Below are 17,904 nucleotides of genomic sequence, written 5' to 3'. Positions count from 1 at the left end.
CAGCGTGGATAATATCTCTTATTGGAAATTCAATCGATAACTCAGGGAGACCAAAAATGCGGACCACCAAAGTGCTCGCGGTGATAACTCTTTTGCTTGCGGTTATATTGGCAGCTCACTCTTGCGATCGAAAGGCAGGACCGGATGCTGAAGCTCAGGTCGTTGCGGCAGGCGCAGGAGAAAGAGTTGATGTTTATCTCACCAAACTGGTACCGTTCGGTTTCTCCGGCGCCGCGTTGATCGCCAAAGGAGATGAAGTTCTACTCAACAAAGGGTACGGATTGGCCAATGTGGCCGAAGGTATCGCCAACACCCCGCAGACGATATTCAGTGTCGGCTCCATCACCAAGCAGTTCACCGCCGCCGCGATTATGAAGCTGGAAATGATGGGAAAACTGAGCACAGGGGACCCCGTCTCGAAGTATTTCGACAACGTTCCTCCCGATAAACTTGGGATCACACTGCATCACCTGTTGACACATACGTCGGGTGTCAATGACGATGTCATGGGGGGTGATTTCGAAATAGCGCACCGCGACGAGACGATGCGCAAAATACTTGAGGCACCCCTGAGGTTTGCCCCGGGCGAGGAGTTCGAGTACAGCAATCTCGGTTACTCCATGCTTGCCGCAATCGTCGAGTTGGCCTCCGGGATGTCTTACGAAGAATTTCTGCACGAGTACCTGTTCAAGCCGTCCGGCATGAACTTCACCGGATACCGGATTCCCGATTACACCGGCAAGATCGTTGCTCACTGGTATAACGGCGATATCGACAACGGCATTCCCCTGGACAAGGACTATCCTTATTGGAACTACATCGGCAACGGGGGCATTCTGTCCACGACCGCTGACATGCTCCGTTGGCACCGGGTCCTTATGGGCGACGAGATTCTGTCGGCTGAAGCCAAACAGAAAATGTACACGCCTTTCCTCAACGATTACGCGTACGGATGGGATGTTCTGGATACCGAGCGGGGGATGTTGATACAGCACGACGGCGGCAGCATGCTCGGCTGTGCCGCCGATTTCAAGCGTTTCGTGGACTCGAATATCGTTATCATGCTTTTCTCCAATGTCAGTGGCCCGGAGATTCTGCACGAGCAGGGTGTCAGAGATAAAGTAACGGACATCGTGTTCGGAGCGGATGTCGAGCTGCCCTTTGCCATCGACGACATCAAAGGTGACTTCTCGAAATATCGGGGCAATTATCTTTTGGATGAACAAAGCGCATATCTTGTCGCCGAGTCCGGCGATAGAATGCTCATGACACCGGTCGGGGGCGGGGCGCTTACGGCACTTTATATCTCCGGTGACAGTCTGAAGACGGTTGTGGCAGGTAATGAGAAGAGATCGCTTGAGGTTATGACGGCCGCCGTAAAGGACGATTTCGAGCCGATGCGGATTCTCGTAAACGATGATGATCGCCTCGAGCGGCTAAAAGACCTCTGGTACACGCGAAAAGAACAATACGCCTCCATGACCGGACCATTGGCCGCTGCTGAAGTGATGTACTCTACCATGTCGGGCTATCGCCCCGGCGCCACGGAGACAATTGTTAAGATTCAGGGAGCAACGAGCGCGTTTTTCTATCGCATGATCTGGTTTGATGGCAAGATGATCGGGCTTGGGCCGGTCCCGCCTCCACAGGCGATGGTCTTGACTTTGCGGCCGATCGATGATGGCAAATTTTTCACCTACGATATAAGCGCCGCGCGCAATATTATTCTTACTTTCACGGGCGACACGCTCTGGGTTGGCGATATTGAAAGTGGGCGGAAAGCCGTACTGGGGCATTAGGTCTTCGGGCAGAAGAGCTATTGGCGTACGACGATGACGGCGGCGCCGTTGAATCGGCCCGCCCTCAAATCTTCGAGGGCTTCATTGGCTCTTTCGAGCGGGTAGGGATGAACCTCGGTTTTTACCGGTACTTTCGGCGCGAGAGCGAGAAACTCCTCGCCGTCGCGCCTGGTGAGGTTGGCCACCGAGCGGACGATTCTTTCGCCCCACAGTATTGAGTAGGGAAAAGAGGGTATATCACTCATGTGAATTCCCGCGCAGACGACCACCCCGCCCTTGCGGACAGCGCGAAGGGCGGCCGGAACCAGCTCACCGACCGGCGCGAATATGATGGCGGCATCGAGCAACACCGGCGGATTGTCATTTGAGTTTCCGGCCCAGTTCGCTCCGAGGTTTTTGGCGAACTGTTGACTTTCCATGTCACCTTCTCTGGTGAAGGCATAGACCTCGCGACCCTGAAACCGGGCCACCTGAATGAGTATATGCGCCGCCGCGCCAAAACCGTAAAATCCCAGCCTGAGCCCGTCCCCGGCCATACGCAACGACCGGTACCCGATAAGCCCCGCGCAAAGCAGTGGCGCCGCTTGAAGATCGGGGTAGTCTTCCGGTATAGGGAAACAAAACCGCTCATCGGCCACGCACAGGTCGGCAAACCCGCCGTTTATCTGATAGCCGGTGTACTTTGATTCGTCGCAAAGGTTTTCATGTTCCGAAAGGCAATAGTCACAGTGCCCACAGCTTCCCCCCAGCCACGGCACACCGACCCGGTCACCCTTCTTGAAGCCCGATTGAGAAAAGCCGGCATCGACAATCCTTCCCACAATCTGGTGTCCGGGTATTATGGGAAGGTTTGGTTCGGTGAGATCGCCGTCGACGACATGAAGATCTGTGCGGCATACTCCACACGCGCTCACCTGTATCAGCACCTGTCCGCGAGAAGGCTTCGGGTCGGACACTTGGGTCAGGCGCAGGGGCCGGCCGGGTTTGTCCAGAATCATGGCTCGCAAAACGCATCCCTCTTTCTTTATCACAGAATCTATATATGGCTTTGTCTCGGGACAACCTATTTGTTCCAGGCATTCATGGATAAAAAAGGGACAGCCATTTTCATGGCTGTCCCCAAATGGTCTCTATTTGAAGAGCTTACTTCAACAGAAGCATCTTCTTCTGGTCGACGAAATTGTCAGTCTCGAGACGGTAGAAATAAACGCCCGAGGCGACACTGGAGGCATCCCACGTCACGGAGTGCTGTCCGGCGGTGTACATACCGTCGGCAAGCGTCGTGACTCTCTGACCACGAATGTTAAAGACCTCGAGTTTCACCCGGCTGTTTTCCGGCAGGGAGAAGAAGATCTCGGTGGTCGGGTTGAACGGGTTGGGATAGTTCTGACCCAGGCCGTATTCGTTCGGGAGAGTCAACTGCTGAGCGTTGGTCGGATCACCTTTGTAAACCACGCCGCTTTCGCAAACCTTGGTCTCGTTGTTGGCGGCCGAGTTGTAGGTGTAACCGGTCTTGACGACGTTGGTGACCTCCCAGCAGAAATCGCCGGAGCAGCTCGTAACAGTACCGGTGTGGACAGTGATTGAACCGTCAGCAAGGGTGGTAAAGGTGCCGGAGCCGGTGACCGGGCCGCTCACAGCGACCGTTACCGCCGCACCTTCGACCGGCTGATTGTTCTGGTCGTATATCCAGACCTGCACGTAGCTGTCACATTTCCAGCCTATGAGGACACGCCAGACATTGATGTCGTGGACGTGCATCGTCTGTTCACCGGCCGTGGAGACAACGATGTAATCATACTTGGTCTCGGAATCGCTGCCGTAGGCGTTGCTGACAGTCAGGGTAACATCGTAGCTGCCGGCCGAAGCATAGGTGTGGGTGGGATTCTGGACGTATGACAGAGCGCTGCCATCGCCAAAGTTCCAGGTCCACGAGGTAGCGCCACCGGTAGATTGATCGGTGAAGGCTACTTCCAGAGGAGCCGTGCCGCTGGTCGGCGAGGCGGTGAAAGCCGCGACCGGCGGGTTGGTCGGAGCCGTGACCGTGATATAGCCCGTCTTCACTTCCGCATCCGAGCCATAGGCATTGGCGGCAACCAGGGTCACCGTGTAGGTGCCGGCCGTGCTGTAGACGTGCGACGGGTTCTGGGTGTAAACGTGCGCGCTGCCGTCACCGAAATTCCAATCCCACGAGGTCGGGCTGTTGGTGGAAAGGTCGGTGAAATTGACCGTCAACGGATAGTTACCGCTGGTCGGCGAGCCGCTGAAATTGGCAACCGGCGGGTCGGTAACCGGCTCAGCTATCGCATCGAGACACTTCTTGGCGCTGGCAATACCCACACCGACGTATTTCGTGACGTTGTAGGCATTGACATTGGCCGGATCACAAATCAGGTTCCACTTGTCCTGGCGCGACAGACTGGCGTCATAAGACTCTATAACAGCGGCAACACCGCAAACGTGCGGGGCGGCCATGGAGGTGCCTGAGTAGGTGGCGGTGAGGTCGCCGGTACCGGTCACGGTGCTGATGATGCCAACACCCGGAGCGGCAACTTCAACCCAGGTCCCATAGTTCGAGAACGAAGCCGGGTTGCCGTTGACGTCGGTGGCGCCGACACTCATGCAGTCTGAGCGGGAGTTAAGGTATCTCACGATGTCCTGACCGTCATTACCGGCGGCGACGACGACGAGAACATCCTGCGAGACGAGGTAGTCCACAGCGGCCGCCAGGTCGGTGGTCAGCGAGGAACCCCACGAGCAGTTGATGGCGGCAACGTTAACGCCGCGAGCTTTCAGCTGACCGGTATAGACCATCGCTTCGGCGGCCGCGGCCATGTCGACCACGCCGCTATTGGAGGTCTTGTAACCGATTCTGCAGCAGAGAATTTTCGCGCCGTTAGCGGTGCTCTCAAAAGTGCCGTTGCTGAAACCACCGGCAACACCGGCAACGCGGTAGGCATTGTTGTTGATGGCGGCTACCGTGCCGGCACAGTGGGTGCCGTGGCCCAGACCATCCATCGGGTCGTTGTCAGGCGTATAGCAATCGGCGTCTTTGCAGCGCGAGCTTGTCGCCAGAAAGTCCCAACCGACCACGTCATCGACATAACCGTTGTTGTCGTCATCTATGCCGTTACCGGGAACCTCAAGGCTGTTGACCCAGATATTTCCATTGGTGCTGTTGTCAGCCGGACCGGGAGGGTTCGAACCGCCGAGATCACCATGGTCATATTTTACGCCGGAGTCAAGAATACCGACTACGACAGTCGCGTCGCCGGGTTCCATATCCCAAGCCTGGTCGGCATTAACACTGTAGGTGTTGTAATAATGCCACTGGCTCGAATAGAGCGGATCATTGGGGGTAGCATCCATCTGGTGAAGAGGGACCTTGTGGGCTTCGACTACCTGCGGAAGGCTCTCATAGTCCCTGACCATAGCGTCAAGGTCACCGTATTCGGCGAAAACGCCGAAAAATCTCGTCAGAGCGCGTTCCTGGGGCGTGTTGGCTCTGTCAAGGCTAATGCCGGCGAATCTCTTCTCAACGCGTTCGACCCCGTGGCGCTGACCTACGGCATCAAGCTCGGCTATGCCGCGGAAGGCGTTTCCGGAATGGAAGTCTGATGGGTTGAGTTCCAAAACAGCGTCATCTTTAAGTTGAACGATAATCATGTTCGGGGCGTACCCGACAAAGGAAGGAACATTTTCTGCCCGCATCTGCTGGGCAGTTTCGGCGGCGAAAAGGCTACTGGTAGCTAGTAAAACCGCTACAAGGATAATAACGGTTCTTTTCATTTTTCCTCCTGATATACTGTTGAAAGTACTGCGGATTTGCTTGGAATGCGCGCGAAATCGCGCCAAGATTCACTGTGCGATATCACCTCCCCGATCTTTTTTGAATGTTAATAGAACGTGCTGCCAAATTCTGTAATGTACTCTTGAGTTGTCGCTTTTGGAATTGTACTGTTAACATTTAAAAGTACATTTAACTCAAATTTAATACAAGGAAAATCTTCCGGCCAGACAGGCAATTTTGCCGGATTGGACCTACTGGCACCCGCGGCAGACCTACCGGTCGATTTTCCAGAAAATGAGGCTGTTCGAGGTTGACAACAATGTGCTTATGTGACAAATTGTTGCAAGAAAGTCCAACCAATAGATTACTCAGGGGCAATCTCTAATGATTCGCACCGGTCCGATTACAAAAGTTTACTCAAAAGTAATAGAAATCGCAGGAGGAGCTATGAGAAATTTGGTAATAGCGGGGGCGATTTGCGTTTTGTTTGCGTTTACCGCCGAGGCGGCCGTTGAGGGGCCGCTTTTCAAAGCCAGCGTCCATTATCCGGTGGGTTATGAGCCAATCGATATCTGCATCGCGGATTTCAACGCCGACGGCATCAATGACCTTGCCTGTGCGCAGTATAGCGGTGACAGTATCGCCGTCTTGATTGGCCAAGGAGACGGTGTTTACGAGACCGCCGCCTTTTATACCATCGGTACTTCTCAGTATTACATCGAGGCGGCTAATATCGACAATGATTCGGATATTGACCTGGTCGTCGCCACCTATAACAACATCTATACGCTCGACAATGCCGGGGATGGCACTTTTGGCGCGGCGACTCAGATATCCGGATTAACTACTTCGCCAAGGAAATTTAAGCTGGCGGATATAGATGGCGACGCCGATAACGACCTGATCGTAGCCCACTACGACTACGCCTTCACCGACCTGACCGTCTGGACCAACGACGGGTCCGGCAATTTCACCCTGGATAACGCTTACACCGTGGGTACTTATCAGAGCAACCTCGTCGTGGCCGATTTCGATGGCGATACGTTCCCGGACATCGCGGTGAGTACCGGCGTTCCGAATTACAGTATTCTTCTAAATGACGGGTCGGGCGCTTTTGTCGTCGACAACACCTACGCGCTGGGCAATTACGCCAGCAGTATATGTACGGCTGACTTTGACGGCGACACCGATTTGGACATAGCCATTACCTGGTACAACGGCCTGGCCGTATATGCCAATGACGGTAACGGCGCTTTCAGCAGCCACAGTTCTTCCGGTGTCACGGGCTCCGGTTATGGTCTTAGCGCTGTTGATCTGGATGGAGTGAATGGTCCCGATCTGGCGGCGGTCGATGACTCCGTATATGTTTATTATAACAACGGCTCCGGCGCCTTCACATCCACCAGAAGGTACTTTTTCGGGGATGGGGGAGAAGCTCTTGCTGTTGGAAAACTCGATGATGATGACAACTACGACCTGGCGATCGGCCTGAATCCCGGTAATTACGGCAGCGCCGCAAGTTACGTGGCGTTGCTGTTCAATACTCAGGGGGACGGAGACTTCGAGTACCCGGCCCAGAGCTATACGAACGACGGTCCTCAGTCGCTGTGTATGGCCGACTTCAATCACGATGGTAACATCGACGTCGCCACGCTGGACTGGTGGAACGACAGCGTTCTGGTGTTAACTGGTGATGGCACCGGCCATTTCGCCAGATTCCAAATAACCGCAGTAGGCAATTCCCCCTACGAGATTGTGGCCGCTGATGTCGACGCCCAGAACCAGGAAGACCTGATTATAGGTCATTCCGATGCCACCCAGAACTATATTACCGTTTTGCTGAGCAGGACCGACGGAACCTTTGGGGCGCCGGCTACATACGCGTGCGACCTGAGACCCAGGGGAGTTTTCGTGGGAGAACTGAACGGCTCCGGTCTTCCGGATATTGCCACCGTCAATTCGACCGGCGCCACTATCTCCGTCCTGTTTAACAACAACAATGGTACGTTTGCGGCGGCCACCAATTATCCGGTCATAAGCGCCCCCGGCCACAGCGCTATCGACGGGGGGGACCTCGATGGTGACGGTTCTATTGACTTGGTGATTCCCAACTACACCAACCACTGCGTTCAGGCGTTTTTCAACAATGGCAGCGGCGATTTCAGCACCAGCGGCAACATTGCTATCGGCGATATTTACTATCCGTACCAGGTTTGTGTCAATGACCTCGACAGCGACGGCTACGCTGATATCATTGTGGGCAGCTACGACTCAAGCGAAGTGTGCGTGATTATGAATAACGGGTCGGGCTTCGATGCGACCCAATATTACTACGCCGGTTATGAACAATATGAAATCGATGTTTCCGACTTCGACTGCGACGGGAACATGGATTTCGTGGTATTGAACACCGAATCATACAATTTCTCGGTTTTCCTTGGCGATGGTGCGGGCAATTTTGGGGAGCCGATGCACTACGGTATCACGAGCGATGACTCCGAGGGTATGGCGATTGCCGATTTCAACAACGACGGCTATCCCGATGTCGCGGTTTCCAACTATAATCACGATAATATCTCGGTGATGCTGAATCGTTACACCATCCTTACCCCCGTAACGGAGATCGTGTATGGCGATCCCGTGCCGGACAAATTCATGCTGCGGCAGAACTATCCCAACCCGTTTAACCCGACCACCACCATCGCTTATAGTCTGCCGACGCGGGCAGAGGTCAGGTTGGATATTTACAATCTTCTGGGTCAGAGGGTGCGGCAGTTCGACGAAGGTCTCAAGACCGCCGGCAACTACGAGCTGGTGTGGGATGGCAAAACCGATAACGGCAGATCCGTTGCCACGGGACTCTATCTCTATAAAATCACTGCCGGAGATTACTCGGAATCAAGGAAGATGCTGCTTATAAAATAAAGTCATAATAAGCGGTTTTATACCGTTTGTATGACGGTCCCCCAAGTCCCCGAGAGGATGCACCTCCTGTCGGGGATTTTTTTTGACCGATATTTCGGTCCGAAGTGTTTGCAGGATAACGGAATTGATTTTTGCTTCGAAGGAGTTCAACGCCGCGAGAGTTCTCAGCGTATATCTGGAGATAAGTAAACCAGCAGGAAGGTTACCAGATGAAGGCGATATGGAATGGTAAGGTAATAGCTGAATCCGAGAGGACTATCATAATTGAGGGAAATCACTATTTCCCTCTGGATTCGGTGAATCAAGAGTTTCTGAAACCGTCGGATACGCTCTCCATTTGTCCCCGCAAGGGGATGGCGTATTATCACGATGTGGTTGTCGATGGACGTGAGAACCGCGATGCCGCCTGGCATTATCCCCAGCCGAAGGGCGCCGCGATGGAAATAAAAGACCATATCGCATTCTGGAAAGGCGTGCAGATTCTTCCCTGAATCGCCGCGCCCGCGACAGATTCACAGCGCCTGTCTCACAGGGCCGGTAGAAGCCCCACTCCTTCGAGCATATCCGGCTTGACAAGACTATTTGAAATCCATAGTCTTAAGCATAATCCAAAAAAATATCGGAGGAACTCATGGGTTCAATAATTCTCGTCGGTGTAATCGCCATCGTGATAATTGTCTTCGTCACAATATACAACAGGCTGGTCAGACTCAGAAACACGGTGAAGTCATCGTGGTCGGATATCGATGTTCAACTCAAGAAACGGTTCGATCTGGTGCCGAGCCTGGTTGAGACGGTCAAAGGATATGCTGCTCATGAAAAGGGTGTCTTTGAGAGAGTGACCCAGGCCCGCTCCGCCGCCATGCAGGCAGGCTCGCCGAAAGAGGCTGCCGAGAAAGAGAACATCTTCCGCGACACCCTCAAGAGTCTGTTCGCCGTGGCCGAAGCATATCCGGAGCTGAAAGCCAATGAAAATTTCGTCCAGCTCCAGAATCAGTTTCAGGCCCTCGAAGACAGTATCGAGTCAGCCCGAAGGTACTACAATGCGGTAGTCCGCGACTACAATATTGTCATCGAATCGGTACCATCGAATATCGTGGCCTCGATGTTCAACTTCAAGCAGGAGGAGTTCTTCCAGCTCGAATCCGAAGCCGAGCGCAAGCCCATCAAACCCGACTTCTCGTCCTGAAAGTGCAAGGGGGTAGCGTGTGAACAGGTTAAATATGTACTCTGCCCGGTTGGTACTCACGGCGCTTATGGCGGTGGCTGCGGTGGCCGTTGCCGCTCCGAATGCGATCGCCGAGTACTTTACTATCAATAGCTTCCACTCGGATATAAATGTCCACGAGGACGGCTCTTTTGTCGTAACCGAAACCATCGAGCTCACCTTCCATCGTCAGCGCCACGGCATTTACCGTGAAATCCCATACCAGTACAAAGACGAACTGGGCAGCACCGTACGCACTCCGCTTGATGTCATGGCTGTCACAGACAAAACCGGGAAAGAGTGGGATTATAAGGTAAGCAGGAAAGGTTCGGTTGTTAACATTCGAATCGGACATCCCGATGTTTATGTGAGCGGAAGACAGTCCTATGTCGTCACCTACCGCGTCAAGAACGGCTTGTTGTTTCTGGAAGATCACGACGAACTTTACTGGAATGTGACCGGTACGTATTGGGATGCCGCCATCGAGTCAGCCTCGGCGACGATCAATCTTGACACAGACAAAAAGACCCAGCAGCAATTGACCGGCTGCTACACCGGCCGATACGGGCAAAACGAATCAGCCTGCGTTTCGGAAACTTACGAGAATGGTGTGACCTACAAAGCTACACGCAGTCTGGGTGCCCGAGAAGGTTTGACTGTCGCCTACGGCTGGGATAAGGGCATAGTCCGGCCACCGACCGCACTGGAGCGCTTTGTTTATAAATATAATCTTCGGCAGAACTGGGTATTCATCGTGCCTGTCATCGTGCTCGTTTTTATGCTGTTTCACTGGTGGCGTCAGGGGAGAGACCCCCGGGTCCGCGAGGCTGTCACGGTTATGTACGAGCCGCCGAAGCACAACGGCAAACCGCTGTCTGCTGCAGAAGTAGGCTCGCTTATCGATGAGCGCTTTGACCCCAGGGACCTGACTGCCTCTATCGTAGGTCTCGCCGTTAAGGGATACCTGAGGATTGAGGAGATTAAGATAGATGGCTTCCTGTCACTGTTCAAAAGCGTGGATTACGATCTGATTAAACTCAAGGAAGCCGATGCCGGGTTGGATCAGTTTGAACAAACGCTTTTCAACGATCTTTTTGAAGCGGGTGCCGGCGCGGTCAAGGTGTCCTATCTCAAAAACAGGTTCTACAAAAATCTCAAATCCCTGCGCGACACTCTTTGGAGCGGACTAAAACAGAAGAAATATTTTGCCATGAGTCCCCCGACTGTGAGAGGCTCCTATATGGGAATCGGGGTAGTGTTTATCGTCTTCGGTATTCTTGGAGCCGTAATTTTCGATCCCGATTATAGTCTGAGAGGAATTATCGCCGCCGTGTTCAGCGGTGTAATCGTGATGGCGTTTGCAGGCGCGATGCCTGTCAAAACCCGCCGGGGAGCCGCTGCCTACATGGAAGTTATCGGTTTTCAGGAATTCATGAACCGCGCCGATAAGGACCGTGTCGAGCGTATGGGAAAAGAAGTCTTCTGTAAATACATGCCTTACGCGATTGCGCTCGATGTTGTCGATCACTGGGCGGAAGCGTTTGAAGGAATCTTCAACGAACCGCCGAACTGGTATGTAGCCTCCGGCGGTTTCAGGACTTTCAGCCCCGTAGCGTTCACGCATTCGATGGGTGCGGTTACGGGTAGCCTGAGTTCAGCCACGTTTTCCCGTCCGCGGTCAAGTGGAACCAGTGGTGGTGGCGGCGGTGGTGGCTTCTCCGGTGGGGGCAGGGGAGGAGGCGGCGGCGGTAGCTGGTAGCCGGCTTTCAACGGACCGTAAAAGCCTGGACCAGGTTTAGGCCACCATCGGTGACGGTGAAGTCCTCATAGTAACTGTACTCGATAAGATTGCCGATCGAATCATAAAATTCGACCGTCAGGTCGTAGCTGCCCGGGGCGACCTCGAAATCCCCGACATAAACTCTTCCGGGAAGATACTGGCTTGACCGAAGGTCGGCATCCTCGGTGACATCAGTCGCAACATCGATAGCCGCCTTCTTCAGCCATCCTTCAAGACCGCCGGTGTCAGCCTTCTTTTTTAGCTGGTGACCGGCCAGCCCTTTGGCTACGGCCCTGGCCACCGAACGGAAATAAATCAGCGACTTTTTGGCATTGAACGTTTCCTGTGCGACTTTGCTGACATCCTCGAGAAGTTGCAGCTCGCCGATAACACTCCCGTTGGCAAGTACCCTGATGCGATCAACTTCGGTGGGCCGCGGGACTATCGTGGGAATGGCGAACTTGAAATAGTAGTCTGCCGAAACCGGCATCGGGATATGCCCGTATTCGACATCCTCCTTTCCGGGACCATCATAGAGTATCTGTACCAGATCGAGGTCTTTGTCGGTTCTGATGCGAAGGCGAAGCGGTTCTTTGGTGGGTGCTAATCCGACGAAGCCGATCACGCTGAGAATTGCCGCGCTGTCGGAGCGGTATTTCACCTCGGGCATAGCGAAGTCGTACACATGGGGCTGGGTTTCGAAAGCGGTCTTGAGATAATCCAGGTCGATTCGAGCGTCATCCATCTTTCCATCGGCGGCATACATGCGCATGCTCAGATATCGGGCAAAGGCGTCGTTGTGGAACCGCACTTTTTCAATAGCATAGTCAATTTGGACACGATTCGTGTCGTCTTCGAGGCCACGCTGAAGCTGCGCCGCGGCATCGCCGTATTTCTGCTCCAGCAATTCGAGTTTGAGATTGGCCCGGCGGATTTCCACAAAGGCCTCGTCGAACATGCCACCCTCGGCATAATTGAGCGCTTTGATCAAATTGGCGTAGAGAATCTCATAATCCTCGCCGGCGTATTCGAGGGCGTTGTCGTTTAGCAGAAGCGATACCGCCGCCCGGGAGATGCTTTTTGTAAACAACTCCTCGGCGGCGGCCTCGGCTAAATCCAGCTTATCATTGCTCGCGCGGTAGTTACCGGCATAGTGATTGAGCATGCCGGCATCGAGAAAATAAATGAACCGGTCTTTCTCGCCGTACTTGTTTTCTTCTCTGGCTTTTTCGAGCAGGGCGAGAGAGCTGTCAAGGTTGCCGCTCCGAAGTTCGGCCGTGATGGGATCATAGAATCCGCGCCGTGTTTTCAGCGAGCCACATCCCCCCAGCAAGCCGATTAAAGCCAGAGTTATCAGTATCCGTTTTGTAGCGAGATTACCGATCACAGCTGTTTACCACTTGGTGCCTGACTGGGCGATACCCTTCTTGATTTTCTTGGTGCCAATCCAGACTTTCTCCATGCTCTCGATATTTATCAGTTCGAGGTCGGTCTGGTAGAAAACCACGCTCTTGCCTTCTTCCTGATCGGTGATGGTTTTGATGGCTCCTTGCAGCATGAAATCGGCGCCGGTTTCTTCGCGAAGTTTCTTGGCGGTTTCTTTCGACGCGAACTCCTGTTGCTCAAAGCGTTCTTCGCGAATTTCCGAGCGGGCTTCCTTGCTGGCTACGAAACGGACCTGTGACGAGTTTATCAGTTCTCTTTCGAAATCCGAGATGAATGTTTCCATCTGGATGTGCTCGCTGGAGAGATTGCGGATGGTTCCAACTGTCACCACCGGCTTGGCTCCCTGGGCGGCGGCGAAATCCGTCAGCCACGGGCGCGACAGACAGTCGGATATCATTTCTTCGGCCACCAACCTCGAGTCGGTGTCATTCCATTTGCCGCTCAAGTCGGTCACGCTTTCGGTGTCGAGGCGCGTGACTGTTTTGCCACCACCGCATCCGAGCGGTAGAATGGCCAGCAGGGCAAAGACCAACAGATTCTTCATTTCAACTCCTTTTTTGTTCGCGATTATCGATCATTCTATTACTTTACAAATCGTTGATGCCGGTAACCATCCAGTTTTTTTCATTATACGATACCGGTACCAACGGAATTTATAGGGAGCGGCGGCTTTTTTTCAACCATTTTTCTGGGTAACTGTCGAGTGGCGAGAGCCGTTGAGGCGACTGGCGTTCAATTCATCGAGCAATCTCTTCGATGAGCATATTAGCTGATTTGGAGAAGTCTCATTAATGCGGTGAGGGCGGTTGCGAGCCGCCCTCCGTTTCTGAGGTTCCCATGCATCCCTGGGTTTTTTCCGAGAGCACGTGACCGCTGTCCCCGGGTTTTACTCTGTCCCCCTGGCCGCGTTAGTGTGGGCCGCCGCGGCTGATATCTCCAACCGGTAGCATCCGTCCAGTCAACCTGTTACGGCCGGCGTCAGACCGTAATCGGCGGCGTAACCCGCCAGAATCTTTTGACACAGTTTACGGCCGCGATGAAGTCGCGATTTTACGGTGCCAAGATGTAAACCGGTCATATCGGCAATCTGCTTGTACGTAAACTGCTCCACGAACGAAAGCACCACCACCAGCCGGAACTCATCGGGAAGACTGTCGATCGCCCTGAGAACATCGCTGCCCACCGTCCTGGTGACCCAAAGCTGCTCCGGATCCCGGCTGTCCTCATCGGCGTAAAGAAACCGGTCGTCTATTTCATCGCTGCTGGCGGATACCGGGTTTCTCGAGCGCGAGCGATATTCGTTGATGAAGACATTTGTCATTATCCTGAACAGCCATGCCCGACAGTTCGAACCGGGTTCGAATTTGTCCCAGAAACGATACGCCTTGACATAGGTCTCCTGTACGAGGTCCTCGGCGTCTGAGGGATTTTTCGCCAAACGAAGAGCGCTCCGATAAAGAGCATCCATCGCCGGCAAAGCCTCTGCCTCAAAGGTTCTTCTTTTGTCAAGTTCCGTCATAATATCCCCCCTCTGGACAATCTGGTTAAGCTTGATAGCACTCTGTACACAAACGCATTTTACCGCTATTAATTGTGTGTGTCAATGCGACTAAGTTACGGTCATAATACGTATAAAAAATACGTAATTCGAAATCGATTTGGTCTTGATAGTCATAAATTGAAGTCATATAAACTCATTAATCATATGTCTGATAACAACATAACGCTTCACGGCGACCGTCCGCCGATTTGAACAGAGTGTTGGAAAGTAGAACCTGCTTTGCCTATTAGAAGATTCACATTCGGGACAAAGTGAATCCAATTTTCGACTAAATGGTTAGAGTGACTGAAGAAAACTGCTGAGATTGGTCCGGGAGTTTTTAATCCCCAACTTCTTGCGGATCTGTTCACGATGTTTGTGCACCGTCAGAAGAGAGACATTCAGAATGGCTGCTATGTCTTTGGATGGGCGGCCGACTTTGATCATCCGGCATATCTCGAGTTCCCGCGGGGTGAGTTTCGAGTATGAGGATTTGAGTTCGTCGATGTATGGCGATGTGATTTCTTTCAGATATTGCTCGAGCAGATCGATGAGTTTCTGGTGCGATGGTCGGGTCCCCTCTTTGACTCGGGTTAACAGGGGAAGCAGCGACTCTTCGACATTGGTGAGGATGTGCTGTTTCGTTTTCTGTTTTTCTTCCTCGAAACTGGCCAGCACCTCTCGCATCGCGATATTTTTGTTCTCGAGCGATTTGCCTTCGACAATGAGCTTCTCGTTGACTTCTTTCAACTCTTTCTCGGCCCGGGCACGGATGAGGGCGTTCACGAAAATTTCGCCGCTGGTACGCAAAAGTGAAATGGTGTCGTCGTCGAATTCTCTCTGGCGCCTGACCGAGTCGAGCCCGACAAAACCGAGCAGCTGTCCGCTGTAAACCATGGGAACGAGCAAAAGTGATTTGATGCTCTGGAAATCGAAATTCTCTTTTTCGGCGGCTGCTTCAGGCGGGAGGTCGGATACCGACGGTATGTTGACTGCCTCGAATCGATGAAGCCTGGTAAGCGCCCACGGGAATCGCGTCGTCTTCAAATTCTTGAGGTGTTCGATCTGACGGCTCACGCCGGGCTGGCACCATTCGAAAGTATTGTCCATAATCTCGCCGTCGGGAGAGAACTCAAAGAGGTAGCAGCGATCGGCAGATGTGAACTCACCTATTCTCGAAAGCGCCGAATCGACTCCGTCGTCGATTTCTTCGGCTCTGAGATGGATGAAGTTGTTACTGATTGAGGCTATCAGCGCCTCAAAATTCAGACGGTAACGCAATTCGGCCTCGGATCGTTTTCTTTCGGTGATGTCGCGGGCGATACAATTCAGCCATTCGATATTGCCGGATGGATCGCGGTGGAAAGCGATGGTCCACATCATCTGAGACTCGTGACCGTCGCGGCTGATGATCCGATTCTCGACCGTAACGTGACTGACCTTTTCTTCAACAGCGCCATCAATTGTTTTGCGGGTGAACTCGCGGTCTGACGGATGGACGAAATCCAGATAGTTCAGGCCAAGGCAGCTTGATGGCTCCAGTCCGAAGATATTTTCGGCCGTGCGATTGGCGAAAGTTATCAGACCGTTGCGGTCGACCTGCACAACCAGATTGTCGGTGGTTTCGACCAGTTCGCGATAACGGTACTCGCTCTCTCGAAGGGCTTTTTCGGCGCGCCGGTGATCGGCGCTGGTGCGCAGGGCCGATATCCCGTAGCTGAGGTCTTCGGCCAGTTCCACCAGAAGCGAAACCTCGTCGTCGTCAAATGCGTCCGGCTCGGAAGCGTAGATGTTCAGGGCGCCAATCGGTTGTCGGTCGCCTCTCAAGGGCAGTGCGATTGAAGAAGCATAGCCGCGTTTGGTGGCTTCATCGCGCCACGGAGCATACTTAGGATCGTCGAGAATGTCTCTGGCAATTGCCGGCCGACCCATGCGAATGGCGGAGCCGGTCGGCCCCTGCCCGTATTCGTTGTCAGCCCATGAAACGTTAATTTGCTCCAGATAACCTTGTTCGAATCCGGCTTGAGCCACGGGCTTCACACGTTTTTGCTCGCTCTGTTCGGCGCAACCGACCCAGGCCAGCCGGTATCCACCCTCTTCAACAAGTATCCCACAGACATTTTGCAGCAGGTCGATCTCGTTTTCGGCGTGCACGAGTGATTTGTTACAGAGGCTGAGCACTTTAAGCGCCCGGGAGGTCTTTCTCAATGCGCTCTCGGTTTGTCGACGAGCCGCGATTTCGGCCCGCAACTGCTGGTTTATTTTCAGCAGATCAATCGTCCTCTCGGCGACGCCGACCTCCAGTTCATCGCGAGCCTTCTTCAAAGCTTCCTCGGCTCTCGTCCGTGCCAGAGCAATACTCACGCTCGCCCCAACTTCTTCGAAAAAGTGGATCAAATCCGGAGTGAACCTATCCCGACGCCGGTCGTTGAGCTGCAACAATCCGATACATTCCGAATCCATACGAAGCGGTACCAGCGCCACGGATTCGAAGCCCTCACGGTTGCATAAGTTGCGTGTCCGCCCTTGCCGGTCATTTTCCGTGGTGCTCTCGAGCAGATCGGACGTGCTGTTCGTCCAGAAGCTCCCGAACTCCGTAAAGAAGGGCTGTGATGAGTCAGTGTTGCCGGAGATGACTGTGCCGCACATACATTCCAGCACAGGGTTTCCAACGGCATCGCGCAGAGGGCGGCCATGTTCATCACTGGCGCACAGATGTCTTTCAGCCTCAACGAACAGCGAGGGGAACCCGATGGTCTCGTAGTACGGGAAATCGTCACCTTCTCTCAACCTCAGGCCGACCGCCTCGAATCCCGTGAATTCCTTTATCAGGCGCAGAATGGCACGGATAGTGTCAATCTTGTCACTGGATTTATTCAGCAGCTCTAAAAGCCGCGTGGCAAAATTCTGCCGCTCCTGGGCAAGTTTGCGTTCGGTAATGTCCAGCCAGTACTCGACTATGCTGGTGACCGCTTCATTTTCATCAAAAACCGGGTAACCGTGAATCTCGAAATGTTTGGCCTGACCACTCCGGTCGAGATGGACATGTTCAACGACCACCGACTTCTTGGTCTCTTTCACGATTTCGAGAGGGCAGGATTCTCCGGCCTGAGAACACGGGCTGTTTCTTCCGTGTGACAGCGCATAGCACTTGGGGGAGTTCGCCGATGGCGTCAGGCCGGGCGAGGCGGTATCGAGAAGCACCGTATAGTCATCGGCGTTGATGATATAAAATGGATGAGTCAGCGATTCCAGCGCTGTCTCATGCAGACTCCTTTTGTTTCTACCGTGATCCTCGGCCCTGCGGGAAAAGTTGTCGTTCTCTTTATCAGGTCTACGATCCATAACGAATCCCCGGCTTCTCCAAGCCTGCCAGCGGGCCTGTTTAGCCACCCCTTGATAGGGGCAGCCTGTGAT

Annotated in this window: 11 protein-coding genes; 5 read left to right on the top strand and 6 right to left on the bottom strand. The window is 53.5% G+C overall.

Features of this window, described 5'->3' with window-relative positions:
• Positions 1-56 precede the first annotated feature (56 nt).
• Positions 57-1,799 (top strand): serine hydrolase domain-containing protein, encoded by a 1,743-nt coding sequence (locus AB1483_05740; GenBank protein ID MEW6411961.1) that lies wholly within the window; start codon positions 57-59, stop codon positions 1,797-1,799.
• A 17-nt stretch (positions 1,800-1,816) separates the two neighbouring features.
• On the opposite strand, the gene AB1483_05735 is transcribed toward AB1483_05740, so the two are convergent.
• Together AB1483_05735 and AB1483_05730 are read right to left on the bottom strand one after the other, a co-directional pair.
• Complete coding sequence (locus AB1483_05735) at positions 1,817-2,806, bottom strand: zinc-dependent alcohol dehydrogenase family protein (protein MEW6411960.1); 990 nt, start codon at positions 2,804-2,806, stop codon at positions 1,817-1,819.
• Positions 2,807-2,942: 136 nt separating this feature from the next.
• Positions 2,943-5,588 (bottom strand): S8 family serine peptidase, encoded by a 2,646-nt coding sequence (locus AB1483_05730; protein MEW6411959.1) that lies wholly within the window; start codon positions 5,586-5,588, stop codon positions 2,943-2,945.
• 448 nt (positions 5,589-6,036) lie between these two features.
• Between AB1483_05730 and AB1483_05725 the strand changes: the two genes are divergently transcribed.
• The 4 genes from AB1483_05725 (at position 6,037) to AB1483_05710 (ending at position 11,480) form a co-directional block, all read left to right on the top strand.
• Positions 6,037-8,514, top strand: a complete 2,478-nt coding sequence (locus AB1483_05725; protein ID MEW6411958.1) for an FG-GAP-like repeat-containing protein — start codon at positions 6,037-6,039, stop codon at positions 8,512-8,514.
• A gap of 209 nt (positions 8,515-8,723) precedes the next feature.
• Positions 8,724-9,005 carry a DUF427 domain-containing protein gene (locus tag AB1483_05720; protein MEW6411957.1) on the top strand — a complete coding sequence of 94 codons (282 nt, stop codon included), beginning with the start codon at positions 8,724-8,726 and terminating at the stop codon, positions 9,003-9,005.
• Between the two features lie 140 nt (positions 9,006-9,145).
• The gene (locus AB1483_05715) at positions 9,146-9,703 is read left to right on the top strand and encodes a LemA family protein (GenBank protein MEW6411956.1); all 558 of its coding nucleotides are present in this window, start codon (positions 9,146-9,148) and stop codon (positions 9,701-9,703) included.
• 19 nt (positions 9,704-9,722) lie between these two features.
• Positions 9,723-11,480: a DUF2207 domain-containing protein gene (locus AB1483_05710; protein MEW6411955.1), complete on the top strand. Its 1,758-nt coding sequence runs from the start codon at positions 9,723-9,725 to the stop codon at positions 11,478-11,480.
• Between the two features lie 7 nt (positions 11,481-11,487).
• Here the strand turns inward: AB1483_05710 and AB1483_05705 are convergent, their stop codons facing one another.
• From AB1483_05705 to AB1483_05690, 4 genes are all read right to left on the bottom strand, one after another.
• A complete protein-coding gene (locus AB1483_05705; protein ID MEW6411954.1) occupies positions 11,488-12,888 on the bottom strand; it encodes a hypothetical protein in 1,401 nt (466 codons plus the stop codon).
• A 6-nt stretch (positions 12,889-12,894) separates the two neighbouring features.
• Positions 12,895-13,491, bottom strand: coding sequence for a penicillin-binding protein activator LpoB (locus AB1483_05700; GenBank protein ID MEW6411953.1), 597 nt, complete (start codon positions 13,489-13,491; stop codon positions 12,895-12,897).
• 414 nt (positions 13,492-13,905) lie between these two features.
• A complete protein-coding gene (locus AB1483_05695; GenBank protein ID MEW6411952.1) occupies positions 13,906-14,466 on the bottom strand; it encodes a sigma-70 family RNA polymerase sigma factor in 561 nt (186 codons plus the stop codon).
• Positions 14,467-14,784: 318 nt separating this feature from the next.
• Entirely contained in the window at positions 14,785-17,832 is a 3,048-nt protein-coding gene (locus AB1483_05690) for a GAF domain-containing protein (protein MEW6411951.1), read from the bottom strand.
• Between the last annotated feature and the right edge of the window lie 72 nt (positions 17,833-17,904).

The organism is Candidatus Zixiibacteriota bacterium (assembly GCA_040756055.1).
In the GTDB taxonomy this organism is placed as follows: Bacteria; Zixibacteria; MSB-5A5; order GN15; family FEB-12.
Note: the sequence above shows the minus strand (reverse complement) of the source record. Positions and strands in the feature narration are given on the sequence as shown.